General features: G+C 65.3%; 20 protein-coding genes. 12 read left to right on the top strand and 8 right to left on the bottom strand.

The genetic code is table 11. From position 1 onward, the window contains the following. The first annotated feature begins 11 nt into the window (after positions 1–11). Positions 12–884, top strand: coding sequence for a hypothetical protein (locus AB8808_RS05475; protein WP_369927399.1), 873 nt, complete (start codon positions 12–14; stop codon positions 882–884). An 11-nt stretch (positions 885–895) separates the two neighbouring features. Continuing rightward, positions 896–3,316 (top strand): phospholipase effector Tle1 domain-containing protein, encoded by a 2,421-nt coding sequence (locus tag AB8808_RS05480; protein ID WP_369927401.1) that lies wholly within the window; start codon positions 896–898, stop codon positions 3,314–3,316. An 88-nt stretch (positions 3,317–3,404) separates the two neighbouring features. Here the strand turns inward: AB8808_RS05480 and AB8808_RS05485 are convergent, their stop codons facing one another. Both AB8808_RS05485 and AB8808_RS05490 read right to left on the bottom strand, forming a co-directional pair. Next, positions 3,405–6,284, bottom strand: coding sequence for a TonB-dependent receptor domain-containing protein (locus AB8808_RS05485; RefSeq protein WP_369927403.1), 2,880 nt, complete (start codon positions 6,282–6,284; stop codon positions 3,405–3,407). 104 nt (positions 6,285–6,388) lie between these two features. Further along, a complete protein-coding gene (locus AB8808_RS05490; RefSeq protein ID WP_369927405.1) occupies positions 6,389–8,362 on the bottom strand; it encodes an alpha/beta hydrolase family protein in 1,974 nt (657 codons plus the stop codon). A gap of 226 nt (positions 8,363–8,588) precedes the next feature. On the opposite strand from AB8808_RS05490, the gene lgt reads away from it, so the two are divergent. The 3 genes from lgt to AB8808_RS05505 all read left to right on the top strand — a co-directional run bounded on the left by lgt (position 8,589) and on the right by AB8808_RS05505 (position 10,757). After that, positions 8,589–9,431: a prolipoprotein diacylglyceryl transferase gene (gene lgt / locus AB8808_RS05495; protein WP_369927406.1), complete on the top strand. Its 843-nt coding sequence runs from the start codon at positions 8,589–8,591 to the stop codon at positions 9,429–9,431. A gap of 14 nt (positions 9,432–9,445) precedes the next feature. Beyond that, positions 9,446–10,240, top strand: a complete 795-nt coding sequence (locus AB8808_RS05500) for a thymidylate synthase (protein ID WP_369927408.1) — start codon at positions 9,446–9,448, stop codon at positions 10,238–10,240. A 301-nt stretch (positions 10,241–10,541) separates the two neighbouring features. Beyond that, on the top strand, positions 10,542–10,757 hold the full coding sequence (locus tag AB8808_RS05505; protein WP_369927410.1) for a hypervirulence associated TUDOR domain-containing protein: 216 nt from the start codon (positions 10,542–10,544) through the stop codon (positions 10,755–10,757). A gap of 19 nt (positions 10,758–10,776) precedes the next feature. Here AB8808_RS05505 and AB8808_RS05510 read toward each other — a convergent pair whose 3' ends face one another. Further along, a complete protein-coding gene (locus tag AB8808_RS05510; RefSeq protein ID WP_369927412.1) occupies positions 10,777–11,835 on the bottom strand; it encodes an SDR family oxidoreductase in 1,059 nt (352 codons plus the stop codon). Between the two features lie 82 nt (positions 11,836–11,917). Here AB8808_RS05510 and AB8808_RS05515 point away from each other — a divergent pair, with 82 nt between their 5' ends. From AB8808_RS05515 to AB8808_RS05525, 3 genes are all read left to right on the top strand, one after another. After that, on the top strand, positions 11,918–12,301 hold the full coding sequence (locus tag AB8808_RS05515; protein ID WP_369927414.1) for a winged helix-turn-helix transcriptional regulator: 384 nt from the start codon (positions 11,918–11,920) through the stop codon (positions 12,299–12,301). Between the two features lie 110 nt (positions 12,302–12,411). Next, positions 12,412–12,900 carry a dihydrofolate reductase gene (locus AB8808_RS05520; protein ID WP_285403987.1) on the top strand — a complete coding sequence of 163 codons (489 nt, stop codon included), beginning with the start codon at positions 12,412–12,414 and terminating at the stop codon, positions 12,898–12,900. Next, a complete protein-coding gene (locus AB8808_RS05525; protein ID WP_369927416.1) occupies positions 12,900–13,832 on the top strand; it encodes a Nudix family hydrolase in 933 nt (310 codons plus the stop codon). The genes AB8808_RS05520 and AB8808_RS05525 overlap by 1 nt, the downstream gene beginning before the upstream one ends. 11 nt (positions 13,833–13,843) lie before the next feature. Here the strand turns inward: AB8808_RS05525 and AB8808_RS05530 are convergent, their stop codons facing one another. The 4 genes from AB8808_RS05530 to uvrA all read right to left on the bottom strand — a co-directional run bounded on the left by AB8808_RS05530 (position 13,844) and on the right by uvrA (position 19,587). Continuing rightward, complete coding sequence (locus AB8808_RS05530) at positions 13,844–14,599, bottom strand: enoyl-CoA hydratase/isomerase family protein (RefSeq protein WP_369927418.1); 756 nt, start codon at positions 14,597–14,599, stop codon at positions 13,844–13,846. A gap of 11 nt (positions 14,600–14,610) precedes the next feature. Then, positions 14,611–16,071, bottom strand: coding sequence for a DUF4139 domain-containing protein (locus AB8808_RS05535; RefSeq protein WP_369927420.1), 1,461 nt, complete (start codon positions 16,069–16,071; stop codon positions 14,611–14,613). A gap of 85 nt (positions 16,072–16,156) precedes the next feature. After that, positions 16,157–16,588 carry an acyl-CoA thioesterase gene (locus AB8808_RS05540; protein ID WP_369927422.1) on the bottom strand — a complete coding sequence of 144 codons (432 nt, stop codon included), beginning with the start codon at positions 16,586–16,588 and terminating at the stop codon, positions 16,157–16,159. After that, positions 16,585–19,587, bottom strand: coding sequence for an excinuclease ABC subunit UvrA (uvrA, locus tag AB8808_RS05545; RefSeq protein WP_369927424.1), 3,003 nt, complete (start codon positions 19,585–19,587; stop codon positions 16,585–16,587). The genes AB8808_RS05540 and uvrA overlap by 4 nt, the downstream gene beginning before the upstream one ends. A 226-nt stretch (positions 19,588–19,813) precedes the next feature. On the opposite strand from uvrA, the gene AB8808_RS05550 reads away from it, so the two are divergent. From AB8808_RS05550 to cgtA, 4 genes are all read left to right on the top strand, one after another. Next, on the top strand, positions 19,814–20,329 hold the full coding sequence (locus AB8808_RS05550) for a DUF2059 domain-containing protein (RefSeq protein WP_369927426.1): 516 nt from the start codon (positions 19,814–19,816) through the stop codon (positions 20,327–20,329). Positions 20,330–20,593: 264 nt separating this feature from the next. Further along, the gene (gene rplU / locus AB8808_RS05555; protein ID WP_369927428.1) at positions 20,594–20,908 is read left to right on the top strand and encodes a 50S ribosomal protein L21; all 315 of its coding nucleotides are present in this window, start codon (positions 20,594–20,596) and stop codon (positions 20,906–20,908) included. A 20-nt stretch (positions 20,909–20,928) separates the two neighbouring features. Continuing rightward, the gene (gene rpmA / locus AB8808_RS05560) at positions 20,929–21,186 is read left to right on the top strand and encodes a 50S ribosomal protein L27 (RefSeq protein WP_036111438.1); all 258 of its coding nucleotides are present in this window, start codon (positions 20,929–20,931) and stop codon (positions 21,184–21,186) included. An 87-nt stretch (positions 21,187–21,273) separates the two neighbouring features. Further along, positions 21,274–22,341 (top strand): Obg family GTPase CgtA, encoded by a 1,068-nt coding sequence (gene cgtA / locus AB8808_RS05565; RefSeq protein WP_369927430.1) that lies wholly within the window; start codon positions 21,274–21,276, stop codon positions 22,339–22,341. 214 nt (positions 22,342–22,555) lie between these two features. Here the strand turns inward: cgtA and rpsT are convergent, their stop codons facing one another. After that, a complete protein-coding gene (gene rpsT, locus AB8808_RS05570; RefSeq protein ID WP_036143173.1) occupies positions 22,556–22,819 on the bottom strand; it encodes a 30S ribosomal protein S20 in 264 nt (87 codons plus the stop codon). Positions 22,820–22,966: the final 147 nt, after the last annotated feature.

A 22,966-nucleotide genomic window follows, 5' to 3' on the forward strand; every position in this document is an offset into this window, starting at 1 on the left:
GCGAGGCAGAAATGACAAATGATGAATCCTTGCCGGGGAAAGCGCGGCCCTCGTCGCTTCGCGCGGTGCATAAGTTGGCGAGGCCCGATCCTCTGTACGACTTGCGTCTGCAGCGTGAGTTAGAGATCGCCAATGCGTGTACGCGAATCGAGCTGGGTGCTGCGGGAGGTTGCGTGACTGACGAGCCACGGCGGAAGCCCTGCCTGCCGGAAGTGTTGTTGGCGGATGAAGTGTTGGATGTCGCGGCGAAGGAGGCTGAGATGTTGAGGCTGAAAGAACTAGGCATGGCTGGAATCGTGAGCATGACGGCGGGCTGTGCATTGGTTGACGAACAAGGATCAGGGTATTCGGCTACGAGTTGGGCACATTACAGTAGGAAAGTCGAACGACGACATATAGCTCCGAAGATTAAGAATGATAAATTGATCATGCCTTTCGTCGTTCATAACTTTTCGTCTTTTTGCTTTGACACAATCAAGTGCCGTGTTCTCTACAAGAACAGGTATGCCAGGAATGAAGGTGGGCCAAGCGGCCCCCTCACTGATGCGATACGAGAGAATCTAAGTGCAGGTTGGATAACGTTGGATAAGCCATCTGTGGCTCATGTCAGTTGGGTGTCCAAAAATGGCGATAACCACGATGCAGTGATTGACCTGGACGAGATATTCCAAGACAGGCTTGTTCGTTATTCCTCGAAATTGAACATCAATGATGTTGATCTGGAAGCCTATACTTCTAGTCCGGATATTATTCTTGTCGTAGAAGATCGGTCAATTCAGGTCTATATGAAAGCCATGATCTATCTATATGAGCCACGTGATCCGAACAATAGATTTAGCGATTTCAGAGATGATCTTGTTCTTGTGCATACGAAGAACTTCTAATAAGGGAGTATATGGAAGTGGTAGAGCGGCATAAGCTCAATAAGAACGGTCGCTTGATCGATAGCGTCAAAGTCGATCCGATAAGGTCGTCCGATATGGGTGTCTACGCTAGGGCCTTCGACGAACTCGGTGCTATGGCTGTGCCAAGGATGTTCGATTCATCGAACATCCATTCCCGGCTATTCGTTGCTAATTTCGACGGCACAGGTAATGACAGGGAAAACGACCCGGAACACGCTACAAATATCGCGATGCTGCAGGAGAAGCTTGAGGTAGTAAGTAGCAACGACCAACGAATAAAAGCGGGATATGTCAAAGGCGCCGGAACTCAGAAAGGCGCTCTATCCAGGGTGGTTGACGGAGCTACGGGACGATCTTACGACGACCGCATCGAAAATATGTACTTGCAACTTGCCAGGCAAGCGCGAGATTGGTTGGAAAAAGATCCTGATGCAGATATTCGTGTGATAGCTACAGGCTTCAGTCGCGGTGCCGAACAAGCTGCGGGTTTTGTTCGCCTGGTTGATGAGCGTGGTATCAGGGATACGAAAGATATCAAGGCAGGAAGGCGTGCATTCGGGCACGACGACACGGAGAGGCTGCGCGCGCCCCTGCGCGAGCCCGGCAAAACACTCATGAGCGAAATCCTGTTCGATCCCGTGGGTACCGGCACGCCAAACAACCATGATCGACAGCCTACGTCGTCGACGGTATCTGGCTTGCAGATCACAGCACGCGACGAGCGGCGCAACGCATTTCCTTCCACGCAGATCCTGCCGCCTGGCCGTTCGGCAGACGGGCGATTCGTGGGCGTGACCGTCCCCGGTGCCCACTCCGACATTGGCGGCAGCTATCACCAGAACGGCTTGTCGACGCTCAACTTCAACATGGCGGCCGACTTTCTCAACGCGCACAGCGACGTACCGCTGGTGAGCCGGCTACCGGAGCCGACCGACCCCAGCATGTACGTGATTCACCACTCCGAGGACCATATGTGGTTCTACGGCACGTCGGAGTTCAGGCAGCACGGACATCGGGACATCATGGGCTCGCAGGCGTCGCCGCCCCACTGCGTGGATGTTCGCGAGATCATTGCGTGTGCGCCGCCCGATCCCTTCGATCCGAGCCTGGCGTCCCAGGTCGGTCCACGTTATCCCGTTGGCGTCCACAACGGTGGCCTCGGCTCTGCGGCCATCGACCCGCCTGCCAAGCTGAGCGAGCCTTCTCATCCCGACCATGCCATGTATCAGTCGGCCAGTGTGCAGATCCTGGAGTTGCATGTGCGCTCCGGCTTCGATCTCGACGCGGGTCAGGTGGACCGTCTGGCGGCCGGACTTGTCGACGAGGCGAAGCGTCAGGGCATGACCGAGATCACGGATGTGCGGTTCGGTGAGCAGATCGGTCCGGGTCGTCCCAGCTTGCAAGCCTTACAGACGACACCGGACACGTTGGGCGTACCGGTTTCCCGGTCGGCCAGTATCGATGCCTTGCAGGTGCTGGATACGGCGCGAGAAGCAGCGGTTCGGCAGCCGGACAGTGACGTGCCGTCGATGGCTCCGCTGCCGGAGGCGACACCGGAGCCAATGCGTTCACAGTCGATGGACCATGAAGAGCCGCAACTGGTGGCTCGTGCCGTCAACGCCGAGCGCGGGAACGCCGCCTTTGTCCTTCCCGATGTTGCACAGCCCCACGGCGCACAATCCCACGAGGCACAGCCTGAGCGCCAAGGCTCGGAGGCGATCCGCAGCCTCCAGCTGAACCTCAACACCCTGGGCATTCGCGACATGGCCGGCAAGCCGCTGTCCACCCACGGTGAGCTCGACATGGCAACGCAGACGGCGGTCGCGCGTTTCCAGTCCGCCCATGCCTTGCCGGTCACGGGCCGGGCGGATGACGCGACGCACTCGATGGTGCAGGGGCAGGCCTTTATCGCGGAATTGAGATCGTCGGGTCCCGTGGGCATCGGCACGGAGAACCGCGTCGTCGAGCCCATGCAGCATTCGCGAAATAGCGCGGAGCGTGACGGCCCTGCGGCGCACCCGATGGATCGAGCCGTGATCGCTTCACCGCAAGCTTCTCCCTCGCGCAACGACCCCCGTCATCCTGACAGTGCGCAGCACGCGCTCTACAGCGAGTTGCAGCAGCGGCTGCCGGAGGCGTCGGAAGATCGCCTGCTTCAGTTCACCGCCGCCTGCCACCAGAACCGCATCGCCGCCGGCGGCCTGGATTATGTCCACCTCGATGGCGAGCGCATGCGGCTGGTGGTGGATTCCAACGATCCGATGGCGACACCGGCAAAGATCGATCTGAGTCGGCCGCCGCCCGAGGCAGGTCAGTCGATACAGCAGATCGGTGATATCGATCGGCAGAGGGAGCAGATGACACAGCAGATGGGACAGGCGCAGCAACAGGGTGCGTCGATGGTTCAGTGAGGGGTGCGGCGGGGTGGATCGCCCACATCGTGGGCTCCTACACGGGGTATGCAGCATGAGGTACGCGCGTGCGGCGTACGTTGGGCGGTCAGAACTTTTGTTGGTAGCCGACGTAGAAGTAGCGGTCGATGTCGTAGGCGGGATTGTAGGGTGGGCTGCCGCTGCCGGCGGAAGACACGTTATAGAACAGCGGGCCCTTGCGCGCGAACACGTTGTTGATGCCGACACGGAAGCTGCCGTTCCAGGGAGCCTGCCAGCGGAGCTGCGCGTCGTGGAAGGCGACGCCGCCCTTGCGGCTGACGCCGGTGACGCCGGTCAGCGCGTTGGTCTGCGTAGGGCGATTACACTCGACGCCGGGCGACCAGCAGGCGTCGTCCAGGCCGGAGAAGTAACGCACTGTCCATGTGGCGCCGAAGCGCTCGCGTGACCAGTCCAGCGAGAGGTTGGAGCGTACGCGGTACAGCCCCTGCACGCCGTTCATATAGCCGGCCAGTTGGCGTGGCGTGGCGCCCGTGGCGCTGGTCTGCGTGTAATCCTTCAGATAGGTGCTGTCCGAGAGCAGGGCGAACTCGCCCCATCGCGTCACCGGGAAGCGGTAATGCACGCCCAGGTCGTAACCTTCAGTGCGCAGCGAGCCGAGGTTGGCCAGGCTCTCGTCCAGCGAGGTAATGGCCCCGGCGGCATTGCGCGTGAAGCGTCCGCAGTAGGTCGGGTCGTTGGCGACGTAGCAGAAGTCGAGGATGTCGCCCGCGAGGATCGGCGTGATGACGTCCCGGATGGCCACCTTGTAGTAGTCGAGGGTGACATCCAGGCCATCGAGCCGGCTGGGGCTGTAGACCATGCCAGCGGTGCGCGTGATGGACGACTCCGGCTTGAGCGCCGGATTGGCGCCTGTGCTGAAGGCGACGGGGTTCTGACCGCCCGTCGCCGAAGCGATCGGCGTACCGGACTGCGCCACCTGGCGGTAGCCTGCCGGCACACCGGCGGCGGCGCAGCGTGCGGCCACGTCGGCATGGCCGGCCGCGGCGCCGTAGGTGGTGTCGCAGGGGTCGAGGAAGCTCTCGAAGCTTTCGCTGGTGCCGGCATAGAGGTCGGCCACCGTCGGCGCGCGGAAGCCCTCCGCGTACGTGCCGCGCAGGAGCAGGTCGTCGAAAGGCTTCCAGCGGAAGCTGTACTTGCGCGCGCTGCGGCCGCCGAAGGCGGAGTAGTGCGAATAGCGCGTCGATACGTTGACGGCCAGCTCGCGTGCCAGCGGCAGGTCGGCCAGCAGCGGTATGTCCAGTTCCATATAGGCTTCGTTCGCCACGTAGCCGCCATCGGTGGGCGCGCTGGCTAGCTGTGTGGTCAGCCCGGCGGCATCCGCGGCGTACGGTGCATAGCGGCCGTGCTCGTCGCGGTGCTCGATGCCGCCCGCCACGCGCAATACGCCCGCGGGCAAATCGACTACGCCGCCGGTCAGGTTGGCGATGATGTCGTTGCTGCGCGTGGTCTGCCTTGAGGTGCCGGTCGAGGAGACATAGCGCCACACCGAGGCGGGAGTGGCGCCCGGACCGGCGAGGATATTCCAGGGCTGGCAGCCGGCGGCCCGGTCGGCGGCATCGGCGCAGGCCGGTTGCCCGTCGACCGGGGTGGTGGGGCCGAGCGCTTTCCGCGCATGGTCCAGGTCGATGTTGCCGCTGGTGGTAGTGGTGCCGCGCGCCTCGGAGTACGCGTAGGTCACATCCCAGTTCCAGACGTGGTCGTTCCAGTTGAAGTTGCCTTCGGCACCGCCGTCGATATGGAAGGTCTTGCTCTTCGCCCAGGTGACGCGCGGAAACTCCGTGGTTCGCCGGAAGAACGTGGTGTCATTGCCGGGAAAGGGGTTGTAGGCGTTGTTCGCATCGATCAGCAGCGGTGTGCCGCGGCCCGCGCCGCTTTGCAGCGGATAACCCGCGGCCTGCCACGAGGTGTCGCGCACGCCGTAGTTGGCCATGCCGCGCAGCGCGATGTCGTCGGTGAGGTTGTAGCGGCCCGTCGCGAACAGGTTGCGCAGTTTGCTGCCCGCGCGGAAGGTCATGTCGCGCGTGGTCGCGTACTTGTCCGCGGTGCTGTTGGGGTCGTAGGTATGGTAGTCGGCGAGGTCGGCACTGTTCGCGGTGACGCCGGGCCCGTGGTTCAGCACGTAGGCACGCCCCGGCTGGCGCGGATCGTACACGCCGCCGTAGGGTCCCATCCCGAAACCACTGTCCGGATGGCGCGGGCCGTTGGGCAACCTTGTCAGTGCCCGCTTGGCATCGCTCAGGTCGTCGCCGTCTTCGTAGTTGGCGCCAAGGATGAGCGAGACGTCCTGCGTGCTTTTTCCCCAGGTGAAGCTGCCGTTCTTCTGTGCGCCGTCGCCGCGGCCGTTGACGCCGTAGAGCACGTCCGCCGAGGCACCTTCGAAGCGATCGGTGGTGATGATGTTGACCACGCCGCCGATGGCGTCGGAGCCGTAGATCGACGAGGCACCGTCCTTGAGCACCTCGATGCGCTCGACGATGGCGACAGGCAACGTGGACAGATCGGTGAGGCCGCCCAGGCTGGTGGTCCAGCGTCGGCCATTGACGAGTACCAGCGTGCGTACCGCGCCCAGGTTGCGCAGGTTGGCATAGCGTCCGCCGGCATCGCGGCTGGACGACAGGGTGTCCTGCGGGGTGACTTCGGGCGTGCCCGCGGAGGGCATCCTCGCGATGATGTCGTCCAGGCGGGTAAGGCCCGTGGCCTTGATGGCCTGGCGGTCCATGACGACCACCGGCTGGGCGGTTTCCACGTCGGTGCCGCGGATGCGTGAACCGGTCACCGTGACATTGACGGGCGAGAGTGTTTCCGCCGACGACGGCGCGGTCTGCTGGGCGCGTGCTACGGAGCCCTGCAGGCAGACCCCGAGCGCGACGGCGAGCGCCGCACGTCGGCCTGCGACGTGGCGCTTCTGCCCGGAACTGACGTGCATACCCTGAAACCTCCCAAACCCGCCGCGATTCACCCGGCCACGACGATCACGCGAAGATAACGCGTGCGGCGTGGCCGGGGCAACCGACGAAGGTCATGGGGCGGTCAGGGCACGGACGCGGTCGTCGCCTGGCCGGAACCGATGTTCTTCTCCAGGAAGGCCTGCAGCCGGGTGTAGAACTCCTCGACGTTGGCCGGTTTGACGAAGCCGTGGCGCTCGTCCGGCTTGGTCAGCGTCTCGTAGGGCCTGTGGGCGGCGTCCAGCGCGGCGCGCATCGCCTTGAACTGGGCGAAGGGTGCGCGCTGGTCGTCTTCGCCGTGCACGAGGAACACCGGCACGTCGATCTTGTCGGCCAGGTGCGTCGGCGAGTTGGCGGCCAGGTCGGCCTCGTCGCGGCCGATTACCGTGGTGAGGTAGCTGCGGCCGCTCTTGGACTGCTTGATGTCGCCCTTGGCATACATCATGCCCAGGTCGTAGACGCCGTCGTACGCCACCGCGCACTTGAACATGCCGGGCGCCCGCACCGGGACCATCAGCGCCGAGTAGCCGCCGAAGCTGGCGCCGAACACGCAGACCCGCTTGGGATCCGCAAAGTTCTGGGCGATGGCCCACTTCACGCCGTCGATCAGGTCGTCCTGGATGCGTGTGCCCCACTTGAGGTAGCCCGCCTGCTCGAACGCGCTGCCGCGACCCGCGGAGCCGCGGTAGTTGACCTGAAGCACGAGGTAGCCACGGCTGGCGAGGAACTGCGCGTCCGTGTCGTAGTACCAGTCGTCCATGATGCCGTGCGGTCCGCCGTGCGGCAGCAGCACCATCGGCAGGTTGGCCTGCGCGGCGCCCTTGGGGAAGGTGAGGATGGCTTCCAGTTCCAGACCGTCGCTGGCCTTGAAGTGTATCGGCCGGCGCTCGGCCATCTTCGCCGGATCGATCCAGGGCTGCGCGTCGAACAGCTTGGACACCTTGTACGTCTTGGTGTCGATCAGCATGTAGCGCCCCGGCTCGCGGTCGCTGGCCACCTTGAACATCAGTTGACCGCCGTCCTGGCTGAAGCCGATGAAGCTGACGAAGGCGCCCGGGAATTTCTGCGACAAGGCCATGTGCAGCTTGGCGATCGGTGCCTGCGGGTCGATGTACTCGGCTTTCGGCACGCCCGTCGCGCTGACCGTGCCGAACGGACGCAGGGGTGCCGGCGTCCACAGGCCGGCGGCGCTCACCATGCTGAAGTCGTCCTTGCGGATGACCTTCATGTTGCCGCCGTCCTCGTCCTGCTCGACGTACTCGCCGCCGCGGCCGTCGGGACTGTATTGCGCGTAGATGCGTTCGCTGCCGGCCACCTTGGCGATCGGCGTGAAGTTCTGGTGCGCCGCATTGCCGGGCAGCTTGGTCCAGCCGCTGCCGTCGTGGCGCAGCACCACCCACTTGAAGTTGTCGTCCGTGCCGAAGGCGAAGCGGGGCGTGCCATCGGGGGCGATCATGAAACTGAGGCCACCCTGGGCGATGTCGGCCATCTGTCGCCGGGCACTGGATTGCGCGTCCACGTCGTACAGCGTGCTCTGGTCCTGGTTGTCCCAGGGCGTGGCGCGCATGTAGAAGTGGCCGTTGGCGGTCACCGGCGCACCCTCGATCGTGCCCCAGCCGCGGTCGAGGGCGCGCGTGGACGCACGCTTGCCGACACTCTCGAAACCGTAGAGGTAGTCGGCGTTCTTGCCGTCGACATCGATGGCCATCAGTTCGCCGGTATAGGAGGCGGCGCCAATGGAGCCGTCCACCTTGCCGCGCGCCACCACCAGTCGCGTATTGCTGGCCCAGACCATATCCGCCGGCATCTCATAGGTGGGCATGCGGATAAGGGTCACCGGCTTGTTCAGGTCGCTCACGCGGTAGATCGACAACCCGTGCGTCTTGCCGTCGGGGTCGTGGAACGCCATGGAGACGTACTGCCCGTCCGGCGAGAGCTTGGGATCGCTCAGCGGCATGCGGCGGGCGAAATCGGCGACCGGAATCAGGTCCGCGGCAGCGGCGGCGGTCGTGGCAAGGCACAGCGCGGCCAGTAACGGCCGGACAAGACGATGGTTCATCCTCAACTCCCCTGGTGTGATTCGGCGTCCATGACGGTGCCGTCCCCCCGGACGACACCCAGCGCCGGGATATAGCCGATCCGGGCGGATACGGCAAGGCATGGCGGCAAGGCGTTGGTAGGGCGAGGTATCGAACCAGGTCGGCAAGGGCGGCCTCGCCGCCGACAGTCCCCGACACCGGGGGTGGGGCGGTACACTGGGCGCCTGTGTTTGACCCAGGCAATCCATGAGCACTCCGTTCGTCGTTCATTTCGATCCCGTCGCCCTGTCGATGGGGCCCCTCAAGGTCCACTGGTACGGCCTGATGTACCTGGGCGGTTTCCTCGGTGGCTGGGCCCTGGGCGAATACCGTCGCCGGCAGGGCCGCCTGCCGGTCAGCTCCGAGCGCCTCGGCGACCTCATGTTCTACCTGATGATGGGCGTGGTGCTGGGCGGCCGCGTGGGCTACATGCTGTTCTACACGCCGATCAACTGGATCTGGACCGACCCGCTGGCGCTGTTCCGCGTATGGGATGGCGGTATGTCGTTCCATGGCGGCCTGATGGGCGTGGTGCTGGCGGGTCTGTTCTGGTCGCGGCGCAACGGTATCAAGCTGTTCGACACGATCGACTTCGTCGCGCCGCTGGTGCCATTGGGCCTCGGCCTGGGCCGCCTGGGCAACTTCATCAACGGCGAGTTGTGGGGCAAGCCCACCGACCTGCCCATCGGCATGATCTTCCCGCACGCGCCGGACGCGCTGCCACGTCATCCCAATCCGCTGTACGAGTTCGCGCTCGAGGGTGTGGTGATGTTCGTCGTGCTGTGGATCTTCTCGATGAAGCCGCGCCGCCGTTACGCGGTGTCCGGTTTGTTCGGGCTGCTCTACGGCTGCTTCCGTTTCCTGATCGAGTTCGTGCGGGTGCCCGATGCGCAGCTGGGTTACCTCGCCTTTGGCTGGGTCACCATGGGCCAGGTGCTGTCGCTGCCGCTGATCGCGCTGGGCATCCTGCTGCTGGCCCTGTCCCGGCGCGCGCCCTACGCGCCGCTGGCGGCTCCCGCGACGTCGGCGGCTACCGCCCCGGCGCCCTGACGACGACAGCCATTATGCAACCCTATCTCGAACTCCTGCGCCATGTGCTCGACCATGGCGCGACCAAGGCCGACCGAACCGGCACCGGCACGCGCAGCGTGTTCGGCTGGCAGATGCGTTACGACCTTTCCAAAGGTTTCCCACTGGTCACGACGAAAAAACTTCATCTGAAGTCGATCGTCCACGAGTTGATCTGGTTCCTCCAGGGCGACACCAACATCGCTTATCTGAAGGAACACGGCGTCCGCATCTGGGACGAGTGGGCCGACGCCAACGGCGATCTCGGCCCGGTCTACGGTCGCCAGTGGCGCGCCTGGCCCACGGCGGACGGCAAGACCGTCGACCAGATCGCCTGGGTGGTGGACGAGATCAAGCGCAACCCGGATTCACGCCGGCTCATCGTTTCCGCCTGGAACGTGGGCGAACTGCCGCAGATGGCGCTGATGCCGTGCCACACGATGTTCCAGTTCTACGTGGCAGACGGGAAACTGTCGTGCCAGTTGTACCAGCGTTCCGGTGACATCTTTCTCGGCGTGCCGTTCAACATCGCCAGCTATGCCTTGCTGACCCACATGATTGCGCAGGCGACCGGGCTGGGCGTTGGTGACTTCGTACACACCCTGGGCGATGCGCACCTCTACGCGAACCACATCGAGCAGGCGACGACCCAGCTTGCCCGCACGCCGCGTGCGCTGCCGCGCCTCGTGCTGAATCCGGCGGTTACGTCGGTATTCGACTTCCGCTTCGAGGATGTCGCCATCGAGGGCTATGAGCCGCATGCGGCCATTCGGGCGCCCGTTGCCGTGTAGGAGCGCACGCACGTGCGCGAACCCAAATCGCTTCCAGGGCGAAGGATGCCGTGCTCCCCCTGCATGTAGGCGTTTCCGACCGCCCAAAAAAGCCATCGCTTTTCCTGGCCTTCTGCTTCATTCGCCTTAGAAAAAAACGATGAGGTTTCGCCCACATCGTGGGCTCCTACGAGGGGCGGGTCGTGGCGAGTGCACGGGCGGGTGGTAATGACGTTCCGGGCGTTCACGTCGATGTCGGATGGACGAGACGTGGTGTCGACATGGGGCGGTCTACGGTCGCGTTTTGACGCGGAGGTAGCCGATGGATAACCCCAAGCGTGGCGACAAGGTGACGTGGAAGACGTCGCAGGGCACGACGAAGGGCACGGTGGAGCGCAAGCTCACCGCACCCACGAAGATCAAGGGCCACGAGGTGGCCGCGTCGCCGGACAACCCCGAATACCTGGTCGTCAGCGACAAGACGGGTGCGAAGGCCGCGCACAAGGCAGGCGCCCTGAAGAAGGATCGGGACGCCTGACCCGCTGGCATCAGTCCGGTTACGGGATGATGCGTTCCGCGCGAAGGCGGGCGAAGGCATCGAAGAAGGCGTCATCCGTGGGCTGGTAATCGAGGAAGCCCATGCGGCGGCTCTTCGACATATCGGTGACGACTTCGATGGGTCGGCCGAGGTCGGCGTCGCTGTGCCATGCCGAGACCAGGCGGTGCATGTCGGGTTCGGCCAGGCCATGTTCGGCGACGATGCGTTCCCACAGCGGCGCGTCCGCTTCCATCTGGCGTTCGAGGGGCAGCACGCTGCCGTCGAACGGCGCGCCCTCCAGGCCGAACCACTGCGCGATGCGCGACCACATCCAGCTCCAGCGGAATACATCGCCATTGACGACGTTGAACGCCTCGTCCGCGGCGACAGGCGTAGTCGATGCCCAGACCAGATGTCGCGCCAGCTGGCGTGCATCGGTCATGTCGGTAAGGCTGCGCCATTGTGCGTCGGAGCCTGGAAAACGTAACGGCCGGCCGGTGGCCTTGCAGATGGAGGCGTAGACCGCCAACGTGGTCGCCATGTTCATGGCGTTGCCCACGGCCACGCCGATCACCGTATGCGGGCGGTGCACACTCCAATGGAAGCCGTCGCGCTTTGCCGCCGCGAACACCTCGTCTTCCTGGGCGTAATAGAAATTGTCGACGGCCAGCCGCGCCTGTTCCTCGCGCAACGGGGTGTCGGGCAACGCGCCCTGGCCATAGGCCTCGAAGGGGCCGAGGTAATGCTTCAGGCCGGTCACCAGCGCCACATGCCGCACGCTGCCGGCGTCACGCAGGCCGTCCAGCAGATGGCGAACCATCGCGCTGTTGACCCGGATGTTCTCCTTTTCGTTCGCCTGTCGCGACCATGTGGCGATGTAGACGTGGGTGGGCGCGATGCCGGCCAGCGCATCGCGGGTGGCCTGGGCGTCGGTGAGATCGGCGGCGATGCCTGTCACACCGATGCGTTCACCGGGGCGCCGGGCCAGTGCGGAGACCTGCCAGTCGCTCGCCACGAGGCGGTCGGTGAGGGCGCTGCCGATGATGCCGCTGGCGCCGACGACGAGTGCATGGTTCATGGGGTTACTCTTGTGGGGACATCCCCTCACCATAAAGACGCTGGCAGCCTGTTCCAAGAAGGCACCAAAAGGTAACCCACGCATGAAACCCGGTTCCCCCGACGACGACTGGCTGGAAGACTGCGCCCCGCGCCGCGTGCTGGAACTGTTCGCCACGAAGTGGACCAGCATGATCCTGCATACCCTGCACGCGCGGCACGGCGGCGAGGCCCGCTCCGGCGTGCTGTTGCGCAGCCTGCCCGGTATCTCGAAGAAGATGCTCACCCAGACCCTGCGCGAGCTGGCGGACAGCGGGCTGGTGCAGCGCCGGGTGGAGGAGGGGGCGGTGCCTCCCAGTGTCCTGTATGCCCTGACCCCGCTCGGGCAGCGGCTGGTCGAGCCGATCGAGATGATCTACGGATGGGCCCGCGACAACGCCCGCGCGCTCGACGATCTGCGCCCCCGGGCCACCTCGCGGCGCCGCTAGCACAGCAGAATCAAACGGCCGTTAGTTTCCCCGCCGGCCGCGGAGGACTACCATTCGCACCGCACGGGCGTACGTCGTCCGATCCCTTTTCCCTTGTTGAAGGATGTTTCATGGCCGTACACCTGGTTGCCGCGCTCGACGAAAACTTTGCCATCGGCAAGCAGGGAGGCCTTCCCTGGAACCTCCCCGACGACCTGCGTTACTTCAAGAAGCTGACCACCGGCAAGTCGGTGCTGATGGGCCGCAAGACCGCCGAATCCATCGGCAGGGCGCTGCCGGACCGCACCAACTACGTACTGTCGCGCAAGGGCGAGGCCCCTTTCCCGGGGCAGGTCACGGTCCGCTCGGTGCAGGAGGCGCAGGCCAGCTGCAGTTATTCGGGGCTGATGGTGATCGGCGGCGGTGAGGTGTTCCGCGAGGCGTTGCCCTATGCGCGCACCCTGTACCTGACCTGGGTGTATGCCGCGGTCGACGGGGCCGACGTGTTCTTCCCGGGCATCGATTTCAAGGAGTGGTCCGAGGTGTCGCGCGTGCACCACGCGGCGGACAAGGAGCACGCCTTCTCGTTCGACATGGTCGAATACGTCCGGAACGTCTGATGCACGTGCTGGCCGGCGTCCTCATCGACGGCGCCGGCAGGCTGCTCATCGCCCAGCGGCCGCCCGGCAAACACCTGGCCGGGCTGTGGGAATTCCCGGGCGGCAAGCGGGAAGCCGGTGAAACCCCGGTGGAGGCGCTGCTGCGCGAGCTGGACGAGGAACTGGGCATCGTCGCCGATCCACTCTCGTTCGAGGCGCTGATCCGCATTCCGTGGACCTACGGCGAGCGCACGATGCTGCTCGAGGCGATCTGCATCCGCGCCTGGAGCGGCGAACCCCGGGCGCTCGAAGCCACGGCGCTGGCATGGAAGGACCCGCGGCACATCGATGCGGCGCAGCTGGCGCCGGCCGATCGTCCCATCCTCGCCGTGATGCGCCTGCCGGCGCATTACCCGATCACGCCCGCCGACGAATCACCGGATCGCGTGGCCAGCGTCTTGCGCGTGGCGCTGGCGCGGGGAGAGCGGCTCCTGCAACTGCGTCTTCCGGGGCAGCCCTGCGCGGTGACTCGCCAGATCGCGGCATCGATGAAGGAGGAGCTGGGGCGCTTCGGGGCGACGTTGCTGCTCAACCGGGATATCGAAGGTGCGCTGGCGCTGGGCGAGGGCTTCGGCGTGCACCTGGGTGCCGCGCAGTTGCGCGCGTTGACCGCGCGCCCGCTACCGTTCGCGCAAACGGTCGGCGCCTCGTGTCACGACGCCGACGAGCTGGCGCTGGCATCGCGGCTGGGCTGCGATTTCGCCACGCTCTCGCCGGTGCAGCCGACGCCCAGCCATCCGGACGCCGAGCCGATGGGCTGGCCGCGCTTTGCCCGGATTGCCGAAGCGGCAGCCCTGCCGGTCTACGCGCTGGGTGGACTCGGCCCCGACGATGTGGCGGAAGCGCGGCTGCACGCCGCGCAGGGCGTGGCGGGTATCACCGGTTTTTTCTGAAACGTTTCGGCTTACTTGCTTTTCAGCCGGGCGACCAGCGCGTGCAGGGTGGTTTGGGTCTCGTCGCTGAAAAAGCCGTCGATGAAGTCCGCACCCAGCAGCCCCTCGGTGTTTCCCCACACGGCAAGCAGGTCGGCCCGGGCGATGGCGCGCGTACGGAGCATGGCGCCCGGCGGTGCCTTGAGCAATTCGCCGGCCCACAGTACGGCGCGTGTGACTACCTGTTCGACCGTGGCCAGCTCGTCGACCAGGCCGATGGCGTGGGCCTGGTCGGCGTCGATCAGCGCACCCGCCACCAGCAGCCGCTCCGCGCGCCAGGCGCCGACGATGCGGCGCAGGGCGAACTGGATCGGCTCGGGCACCGACAGACCCACCTGGACCTCGTTCAGGCCGATCTTGTAGACGCCATGGGCCATGACCCGGTAATCGCAGAACAAGGTAAGCACCGCGCCGCCGGCCGGGCTGTGCCCGGTGATGGCGGCGACGGTGGGCACCGGCGACGCGGCGATGGCGCCGCACAGGGCGAAGAACCCTGTCCAGAACTCGCCCACGCCGTCGCGACCGCGTTGCATCAGGGCGGGAACATCGACACCCGCCGAGAACATGCCCTGCGCACCCGACAGCACGATGGCCCGGGCGCCGTTGCGGGGTGCATCGACGATGGCCTCACGCAACGCGGTGACCAGGCCCATGTCGAGCGCGTTGACCGGCGCGCGGGCCAGGCGGATTTCGTGGATGCCGCCCTCGTGCGGAAGGATGTCGAGCATGGCGCGGTTCCTTATTTGATGTCGCTGGGCGACCACGTGTAGCGCAGCGCGTAATCCAGCGTGGCGGAGCCGTTGGCCGGCACCTCGACGTTGAACTCCAGCACGTCGGGCGTGCTCTTGGTCGGCTTCACCGAGGACGACACCACCGTCCAGGCACGCCAGCGGGCCGGATGCTCGCGCAGGGTAACCGTGCGCTTCACGTCGCCGGCGTTGCTCAGCACGATGCGCGTGCCTTCGTCGATGCGATGCTGGGCTTCGTTGGCGGTGAACGAGGTCTGCTCGCGCTTGGCGGTCAGGTCGAAGGCGTTGCCGAGGGTGATCGTCGCGTCCTTGTTCTTCGGTGTGTCGCCGAGGCGCCCTTCGCCCAGCAGCTCGGCATTGCCGTCGCGATCCACCGTCAGCACGCGCACATAGCCGGCGGGCAGGGCGTCGAACGCCTTGAAGCCCACCGTGGAGACGATGGGCGTGCCTTCCTGCGGTTGCCCGAGGTCGCGTTCCAGCTGCGGCTGCTGCCCGTAATAAGCCCTGCCGGTGTCGTAAACCGCCTTGCGCTCGCAGGACAGGGTGCGGCTTTCGTACAGCGGCGTCTGCGTCACGCTGCCGTCGGGCAGGTCGATGGCGGCCGGCAGGGTATAGGTGCGCAGGTCGCCCAGCGTGGCCTGCTCGGGTGCGGCGTCCTCCATGGCCATGGGCGCAGGTGCGGCGGCTGCGCGTGCCATGAACATCTTGGGCTGCGGTGCGGCCTTCGCGCGGTTGGCGTCGCCGGCCACCAGCTTGAGCGAGACATCCTTCCAGTCGCGTCCGCTGCGGTTGGCGATGCTTGCCGCGGCGGTGAAATTCATCGAGCACGTGTCGCCGGGTGCCAGCGTGGCGACATAGGCGCCGCGCCAGCCGATGCCGGAGGTGGGGTAGTCGAGCTGGGCCGACGCACTGCCTGCGCCCGAGCCTGCCACGCGTACCTGCAAGGTCGATCCTCGGGCGAAGTCCGCCGCGTCGGTGGAGCGCAGGGCCGAGTAGTTGCGGATCAAGGTGGCCTTGCCACCGGTGTCGCGGACCACCAGCGCGTCGCCACCCCGCACCAGCGTGCCGCTGGCGATCGGCTGGCCGCCGTCGCCGATGACGGTGACGTTCCGGCCCACCAGGCCGGCCACCGCACCGTCGAAACCCTGGCCGAGCAGCAGGCGCTGCGACAGCACGCGGGTGTCCTTTCCGGGGAAGCGCAGCGACATCGCCTCGCTGTCCAGGGCGGACGGCAGGCCGTCGATCGACAGGTCCTGGGTGCCGCCCTTGAGGTCGAAGGATCGACGCTCGTGGACCACGGCGTAGCCCTCGGCGGAGACGGCATCGCCGTTGGTGGCGAACAGTTGATCGCCGTCGGCGCGGTAAAGGGTGAGCGAGGTGCGCTCACCGGCCGCGAGGGCGGGCAGGGCGACGGCGCTGGCTATCGCAAGGGCAAGGATACGACGCGACATGATTCACTCTCTCCATGATGACCCTGCCGAATCATACATAGCCTTCGTGAATGCGCGTGATCTTGCGAATCGCCGCGCCCCGGGCTCAGGCGGGCATGATGCCCGCCGCATCGCGGATCGCCTGCGGGATCGGCACCGGGCGGCCGGTCTTCGGGCTGATCCAGACCATCGTGACGCTGCCATCGCAATGGATCTTCGTCGCGTCGTCGCTGGTCACGATGCGGTGACCGACCGTCATGGAGCTGTTGCCGATGCGGTTGATATACAGCTCGATCTGGATGTCCGCCGGCCATTCGATGGGCAGCCGGTAGTTGAGTTCGCTGTGCGCCATGACCGGTGCACCGTCCTCGCCGTACCACTTGTCCGGCAACTGTTGCAGCCACTTGATCCGGGCTTCCTGCAGGTACACGAGGTAGTTGGCGTTGTTGACGTGGTTGTAGGCGTCCAGGTCCTGCCAGCGGACCTCCATCGGGGTGATGAAGACGGGGTTGGGCGTGGTCGGGGTCTCGGTCGTCATGCCTTGGCTTTCTTCTTCGTGGCGGTTTTCTTCGTCGCAGCGCTGGTTTTCGTCACGGCGGCCGTTTTCTTCGCCGCGGCCGTCTTTACCGACGCGGCCGGTTTGGCGGGAGCCGCGGATTTCGCAGGCGTCTTGCCGCTCGCCTTGGGGGCGGCCTTCGGCACCGGCGCACGCACCGGTTTCAGGTGGGTCTTCAGGAACCTGCCCGTGTGCGACTCCGCCGTGGCGGCCACCGTCTCCGGCGTGCCGCTGACCAGGATGCGTCCGCCACCGGCGCCGCCTTCGGGGCCCAGGTCCACCAGCCAGTCGGCCGTCTTGATCACGTCGAGGTTGTGCTCGATCACCACCACGGTGTTGCCGTGCTCGACGAGTTTGTGCAGCACCTCGAGCAGTTGCTCGATGTCGTGGAAGTGCAGGCCGGTGGTGGGTTCGTCAAGGATGTAGAGCGTGCTGCCCGTGTCGCGCTTGGACAGCTCCTTCGACAGCTTCACGCGCTGCGCCTCACCACCGGAGAGCGTGGTGGCGCTCTGGCCGAGCTTGATGTAATCCAGGCCCACTGCGCGCAGCGTTTCCAGCTTGCGGGCGATCACAGGCACGTTCTCGAACAGCTTGAACGCATCTTCCACCGTCATGTCGAGCACGTCGGCGATGGTGTGGCCCTTGTACAGCACTTCCAGCGTTTCGCGGTTGTAGCGCTTGCCGTGGCAGACGTCGCAGGGCACATACACGTCCGGAAGGAAGTGCATCTCCACCTTGATCATGCCGTCGCCTTCGCACGCTTCGCAGCGACCGCCGCGCACGTTGAAGCTGAAACGTCCCGCCAGGTAGCCGCGCTGACGCGACTCCGGCACCTGTGCGTAGAGCTCGCGCAGCGGGGTGAACAGGCCCGTGTAGGTTGCCGGGTTGGAGCGCGGGGTGCGTCCGATCGGCGACTGATCGATGTCCACCACCTTGTCGAACAGCGACAGGCCTTCGATCGACTCGTAGGCGGCCGGCTGCTCGCCGGCGCCGTTGAGTTCCATCGCGGCAAGGCGGTAGAGCGTGTCGTTGATCAGCGTGGACTTGCCCGAGCCCGATACGCCGGTCACGCAGGTGAACGTGCCGACGGGGATGCGCACGTCCACGTCCTTCAGGTTGTTGCCGGTGGCGCCCTTCAACTCCAGCCACTGGTCGTTGCGCGCCGGACGCCGCACCTTGGGCACGGCGATGCCGCGCTCGCCGGTGAGGTACTTGGCGGTGACCGAAGCCGGCGTGGCCAGCACCTGCGCCAGCGTGCCCTCGGCCACGATATGGCCGCCATGCACCCCCGCGCCGGGGCCGATGTCGAGGATGTGGTCGGCGGCACGGATCGCGTCCTCGTCGTGCTCGACCACGATCACCGTGTTGCCCAGGTCGCGCAGTCGGGTGAGCGTGCCCAGCAGGCGTTCGTTGTCGCGCTGGTGCAGGCCGATGGACGGCTCGTCCAGCACGTACATCACGCCCACCAGGCCGGCGCCGATCTGGCTGGCCAGGCGGATGCGCTGGGCCTCGCCGCCCGAGAGCGAGTCGGCCTGGCGATCCAGCGTGAGGTAGTTGAGCCCCACGTCGTTGAGGAAGGTCAGCCGCTCGCGGATTTCCTTGACGATCTTGACCGCGATCTCGCCGCGCCAGCCGGGCAGCTTCAGCCCGTCGAAGAAGGCCAGGGCGCGGTCGATGGCCAGCGAGGTCAGTGACGGGATGGCCTGGTCGGCGACGAAGACGTTGCGCGCGGACGGGTTCAGCCGCTGGCCGCCGCAGTCGGGGCAGGGATGATCGGCAATGTAGCGCGCCAGTTCCTCGCGGACGGCGTTGGATTCGGTTTCACGGTAGCGGCGCTCGAGATTGGGCAGGATGCCCTCGAACTTGTGCTCGCGGGTGACCTTGCCGCCACGCTCGGTGATATAGCGGAACGGAATGACATCCTTGCCCGAGCCGTTGAGCACGGCGTTCTGCACCGACTTGGGCAGCTCGCGCCAGGGCGTTTCCGGGTCGAAGCCGTAGTACTTGGCCAGCGACACGATCAGCTGGAAATAGTGCGCATTACGGCGATCCCAGCCGCGCACGGCACCGCCGGCCAGGCTGAGCTCGGGGTGGCCGACCACGCGCGCGCCGTCGAACACCTGGGTCACGCCCAGGCCGTCGCAGGTCGGGCAGGCGCCCACCGGCGAGTTGAACGAGAACAGGCGCGGCTCGAGTTCCGGCAGCGAGTAGTCGCACAGGGGACACGAGTAGCGCGACGAGAACAGCTGCTCGTCGGCCTTGCGATCATCCATGTCCACCAGCACCACGATGCCGTCGCCCAGGCGCAGCGCGGTCTCGAACGACTCGGCCAGGCGCTGCTTGATGTCGTCGCGCGGGCGGAAGCGGTCGATCACCGCCTCGATGGTGTGCTTTTGGCGCAGCGTCAGGGGCGGGACGGCATCCAGATCGTAGACCTCGCCGTCCACGCGCGCGCGGACGAAGCCCTGGGCCCGCAGCTGGTCGAAGACCTGGACATGTTCGCCCTTGCGCTCACGGATAACCGGGGCCAGCAGCATCCAGCGCTTTTCGGGGTTCAGCGCCATCGCCGTATCCACCATCTGGCTGACCGTCTGAGCCTCCAGCGGAATGGCGTGGGTCGGGCAACGCGGGGTGCCGACGCGCGCGTAGAGCAGACGCAGGTAGTCGTACACCTCGGTAATCGTACCGACAGTGGAGCGGGGGTTATGGGACGTCGACTTCTGCTCGATCGAGATGGCCGGCGAGAGGCCTTCGATCGTGTCCACGTCGGGCTTTTCCATCATCGAGAGGAATTGCCGCGCGTAGGCGGACAGCGACTCGACGTAACGACGCTGGCCTTCGGCATAGATCGTGTCGAAAGCCAGCGAGGATTTGCCCGAGCCGGACAGCCCCGTGATGACAATGAGCTTGTCCCGGGGCAGGTCGAGGTCGATATTCTTGAGATTGTGCGTGCGGGCGCCGCGGATGCGAATGCTGTCCATGTGCCTACATAAATGGGGGAAGCCCCGGACTATACCAAGGGTTTTCCGCCTTCATTCAGCGTCGACTTTTGACGGTTCATCACAGCAGTTGTGCGGGGGTGGTCGGGGCCGCTCCGGTGCGTGTCGTGAGCCCTGCCGAAGGCGGGCGCAGCCGGGCTGCCTGACTCGGCTACCATGGCCGCTACCCCGGGGAGGGGTGACCATCCATCCGAAGAGGAATACACCCATGCGTAAGTGGACAGGGATCGCGGCCGGCCTGGTGCTGGCGGTTTGTACGGGCCAGGCGATGGCTGCCGCGCCGAGCGAGCAGCAGGTGCGCCAGCTGATGGATGCCGTGGGCATGGGGCGGATGCTCAGCCAGATGAACAGCCAGATGGCGGGCGTGATGCAGAACGCACTGCCCTGCGTGCCGGCCAGCTACTGGCAGGGCTTCGTGGACGCCAACGCCACCAACCAGCTGATCGGCCGGATGGTCCCCGTCTACCAGAAGCACTTCACCGCCGAGGATATCGACGGCCTGCTGAAGTTCTATCGCTCGCCCCTGGGCCAGAAGGTCATCACCCAGATGCCCGCGACCATGGCCGAGGGCATGCAGATCGGCAAGCAGTGGGGCCAGGAGCGAGGGCAGCAGATGATCGCCCAGCTCCAGACCCAGGGAACCCTCAACGCCCAGGGCCAGTGCCCGGCCGCCGGCGCCGCCGCCAAGCCGGCACCTGCGCCCGTCCCCTCCAAGAAGAAATAGCGCCCCAAAGGGGGTGTAGGAGCGCACGATGTGCGCGAAATGGGCGCGCGGTGGCCCGGAATGGCCCCGGGCCTGTGGCTGATGCCCCGGGCTCCGGGCCCCAGGCCTTGAAGGGTGCCTCGTCACCGCCTTGTCGGCTTTTCGCGCACATCGTGCGCTCCTACCCCTCTGATTGACCTGGCCTTTTCCCACTGGCTATAATTGGCAGTTCGCACGACCCGTAACACCTAAAAAGAACTACATAATCAGCAACAGGAAATAACCATGAGCTACGCAGTCATCAAGACCGGTGGCAAGCAGTATCGTGTGATGGCAGGCGAAGTCCTGCGCGTCGAGCTGCTCACCGCTGAAGTCGATTCCACCGTCGAGTTCGACCAGGTCCTCCTGGTGGGCGAAGGCGAGTCGATCACCGTCGGCGCCCCGTTGGTCGCCGGTGCCACCGTCAGCGCGAAGATTCGCGCCCACGGTCGCGCGGATAAGATCCGCATCGTCAAGTTCCGTCGTCGCAAGCACTACAAGCGCACGCAGGGACATCGTCAGCATTACACCGAAATCGAGATCACGGGCATCAACGCCTGATCTGCCGGAGGATATGAGTCATGGCACATAAGAAAGGCGTAGGTTCCAGCCGTAACGGTCGCGATTCGAACCCGAAGTATCTCGGTGTGAAGATCTATGGCGGCCAGGCTGTCGAAGCCGGCAACATCATCGTTCGTCAGCGTGGCACCAAGTTCCACGCTGGCGTGGGCGTCGGCCTCGGCCGCGACCACACCCTGTTCGCGCTGGTCGATGGCACGGTTGCCTTCAAGACCCGCGGCGACAAGGGTCGCAAGTTCGTCGACGTCGTCCAGGCGTAAGCCTTTCCGACGCGATAACGAAGGCCCCGCCCACGGCGGGGCTTTTCGTTTGTAACGCGGCATCACTTTTTATCCAGGTTCCCATCCATGAAATTCGTCGACGAAGCGCAAATCAGAGTCTCGGCCGGTGACGGCGGCAACGGCTGCGTCAGCTTCCGTCGAGAGAAATTCATCCCCTTCGGTGGCCCCGACGGCGGCGACGGCGGCAGTGGCGGCTCGGTCTGGCTGGTGGCGGACGAGGGCCTGAACACGCTGGTCGACTTCCGCCATATGCGCTCGTTCAAGGCCAAGCGCGGTCAGGCCGGCATGGGCAGCCAGATGTACGGCAAGGGTGCCGACGACGTCGATATTCGCGTGCCCGTCGGCACGGTGATCACCAACGTCGATACCGACGAAGTCATCGGCGACCTCACGGCGCACGGCCAGCGCCTGAAAGTGGCGCAGGGCGGTCGTGGCGGCCTCGGCAACATCCATTTCAAGAGCTCGGTGAATCGCGCTCCCCGCAAGTTCACGCCGGGTACGCCGGGCGAGGTGCGCGACATCAAGATGGAGTTGCGCCTGCTGGCGGATGTCGGCCTGCTGGGCTTCCCCAACGCGGGCAAGAGCACGTTCATTCGTGCCGTGTCGGCGGCTACGCCGCGTGTGGCGGATTATCCCTTCACCACCCTGCATCCGAACCTGGGTGTCGTGCGCATCGGCACCGACCAGAGTTTCGTCATCGCGGACATCCCCGGCATCATCGAGGGTGCTGCCGAGGGTGCGGGCCTGGGCATCCAGTTCCTGCGTCATGTGTCGCGTACCAGCCTGCTGCTGCACGTGGTCGACATCCGGCCCATCGACGGCTCGGACCCGGTGGAGCAGGTGCGTACGATCGAGCACGAGTTGAAGAACTTCGATGCCGAACTGGTCGAGCGTCCGCGCTGGCTGGTCATCAACAAGTCCGACGTCTATTCCGACCAGGATGAGTTGAAGCAGGTGGCCGAAGACATCGTTGCCCGGCTGGAATGGAAGGAGCCCTGGTTCCTGGTCTCGGCCGCGTCGGAAATCGGCACGTGGGATGTCTGCCTGATGGTGCAGCAGTTCTTCGACGCCGAGCGCGAGAAGCATCGCGACCAGAAGGAAGTGTCCACCGACGTGCGCATGCGGGGCGAATAAGGCGGGGTGGGGTATGGGCGGTGCGTCGTTTTTGCGTCGTGCCGCCCATCGCGCACATCGTGCGCTCCTACAGCGCGCGACGCATGTAGGAGCGCACGATGTGCGCGATCCACGATCCACGATCCACGATCCACAATGCGCGCGATATCCCTGAAACGCACACGAAAAAGCCGGCTTGCGCCGGCTTTTTCGTAAACAGCGATGTCGCGCAGGCTTACGCCAGGTCGCGGATCTTCGCGTTCAGACGGCTCTTATGGCGAGCTGCCTTGTTCTTGTGGATCAGGCCGCGGGCAGCGTAACGATCCATCACCGGCACGGCGATGGCGTACGCGCTGACTGCGCTTGCCTTGTCCTTGGCGTCGATCGCCTTGACGACCTTCTTCAGTGCGGAACGCACCATGGAACGCGCGCTGACGTTGCGCAGACGGCGCTGCTCCGACTGACGCGCACGCTTCTTCGCGGACTTGATGTTGGCCAAGGTGAAGCTCCAGAGTTCGGTTGGTTTTAAGAAAGACGCCCATTTTGAGGCCAAAGCCGGGGCGCGTCAATAGCTTAGGCCCCGCACGGGCAGGCCCGTCGGGCGATCCGGCGGTGACCGCCCGGAAATTTCCAGAAGGTGGACTGT

It is taken from the genome of Xanthomonas sp. NCPPB 2632 (genome assembly GCF_041228075.2).
Lineage (GTDB): Bacteria > Pseudomonadota > Gammaproteobacteria > Xanthomonadales > Rhodanobacteraceae > Luteibacter.

What these genes read in the sequence shown, in the direction of transcription:
- AB8808_RS05535 (WP_369927420.1), bottom strand. Translation starts at nt 16,071, where the DNA reads ATGTCGCGTCGTATCCTTGCCCTTGCGATAGCCAGCGCCGTCGCCCTG.
- AB8808_RS05550 (WP_369927426.1), top strand. Translation starts at nt 19,814, where the DNA reads ATGCGTAAGTGGACAGGGATCGCGGCCGGCCTGGTGCTGGCGGTTTGT.
- AB8808_RS05510 (WP_369927412.1), bottom strand. Translation starts at nt 11,835, where the DNA reads ATGAACCATGCACTCGTCGTCGGCGCCAGCGGCATCATCGGCAGCGCC.
- cgtA (WP_369927430.1), top strand. Translation starts at nt 21,274, where the DNA reads ATGAAATTCGTCGACGAAGCGCAAATCAGAGTCTCGGCCGGTGACGGC.
- lgt (WP_369927406.1), top strand. Translation starts at nt 8,589, where the DNA reads ATGAGCACTCCGTTCGTCGTTCATTTCGATCCCGTCGCCCTGTCGATG.
- AB8808_RS05485 (WP_369927403.1), bottom strand. Translation starts at nt 6,284, where the DNA reads ATGCACGTCAGTTCCGGGCAGAAGCGCCACGTCGCAGGCCGACGTGCG.
- AB8808_RS05530 (WP_369927418.1), bottom strand. Translation starts at nt 14,599, where the DNA reads ATGCTCGACATCCTTCCGCACGAGGGCGGCATCCACGAAATCCGCCTG.
- AB8808_RS05505 (WP_369927410.1), top strand. Translation starts at nt 10,542, where the DNA reads ATGGATAACCCCAAGCGTGGCGACAAGGTGACGTGGAAGACGTCGCAG.
- AB8808_RS05540 (WP_369927422.1), bottom strand. Translation starts at nt 16,588, where the DNA reads ATGACGACCGAGACCCCGACCACGCCCAACCCCGTCTTCATCACCCCG.
- AB8808_RS05525 (WP_369927416.1), top strand. Translation starts at nt 12,900, where the DNA reads ATGCACGTGCTGGCCGGCGTCCTCATCGACGGCGCCGGCAGGCTGCTC.
- AB8808_RS05475 (WP_369927399.1), top strand. Translation starts at nt 12, where the DNA reads ATGACAAATGATGAATCCTTGCCGGGGAAAGCGCGGCCCTCGTCGCTT.
- AB8808_RS05480 (WP_369927401.1), top strand. Translation starts at nt 896, where the DNA reads ATGGAAGTGGTAGAGCGGCATAAGCTCAATAAGAACGGTCGCTTGATC.
- AB8808_RS05490 (WP_369927405.1), bottom strand. Translation starts at nt 8,362, where the DNA reads ATGAACCATCGTCTTGTCCGGCCGTTACTGGCCGCGCTGTGCCTTGCC.
- AB8808_RS05520 (WP_285403987.1), top strand. Translation starts at nt 12,412, where the DNA reads ATGGCCGTACACCTGGTTGCCGCGCTCGACGAAAACTTTGCCATCGGC.
- AB8808_RS05500 (WP_369927408.1), top strand. Translation starts at nt 9,446, where the DNA reads ATGCAACCCTATCTCGAACTCCTGCGCCATGTGCTCGACCATGGCGCG.
- uvrA (WP_369927424.1), bottom strand. Translation starts at nt 19,587, where the DNA reads ATGGACAGCATTCGCATCCGCGGCGCCCGCACGCACAATCTCAAGAAT.
- rplU (WP_369927428.1), top strand. Translation starts at nt 20,594, where the DNA reads ATGAGCTACGCAGTCATCAAGACCGGTGGCAAGCAGTATCGTGTGATG.
- rpmA (WP_036111438.1), top strand. Translation starts at nt 20,929, where the DNA reads ATGGCACATAAGAAAGGCGTAGGTTCCAGCCGTAACGGTCGCGATTCG.
- AB8808_RS05515 (WP_369927414.1), top strand. Translation starts at nt 11,918, where the DNA reads ATGAAACCCGGTTCCCCCGACGACGACTGGCTGGAAGACTGCGCCCCG.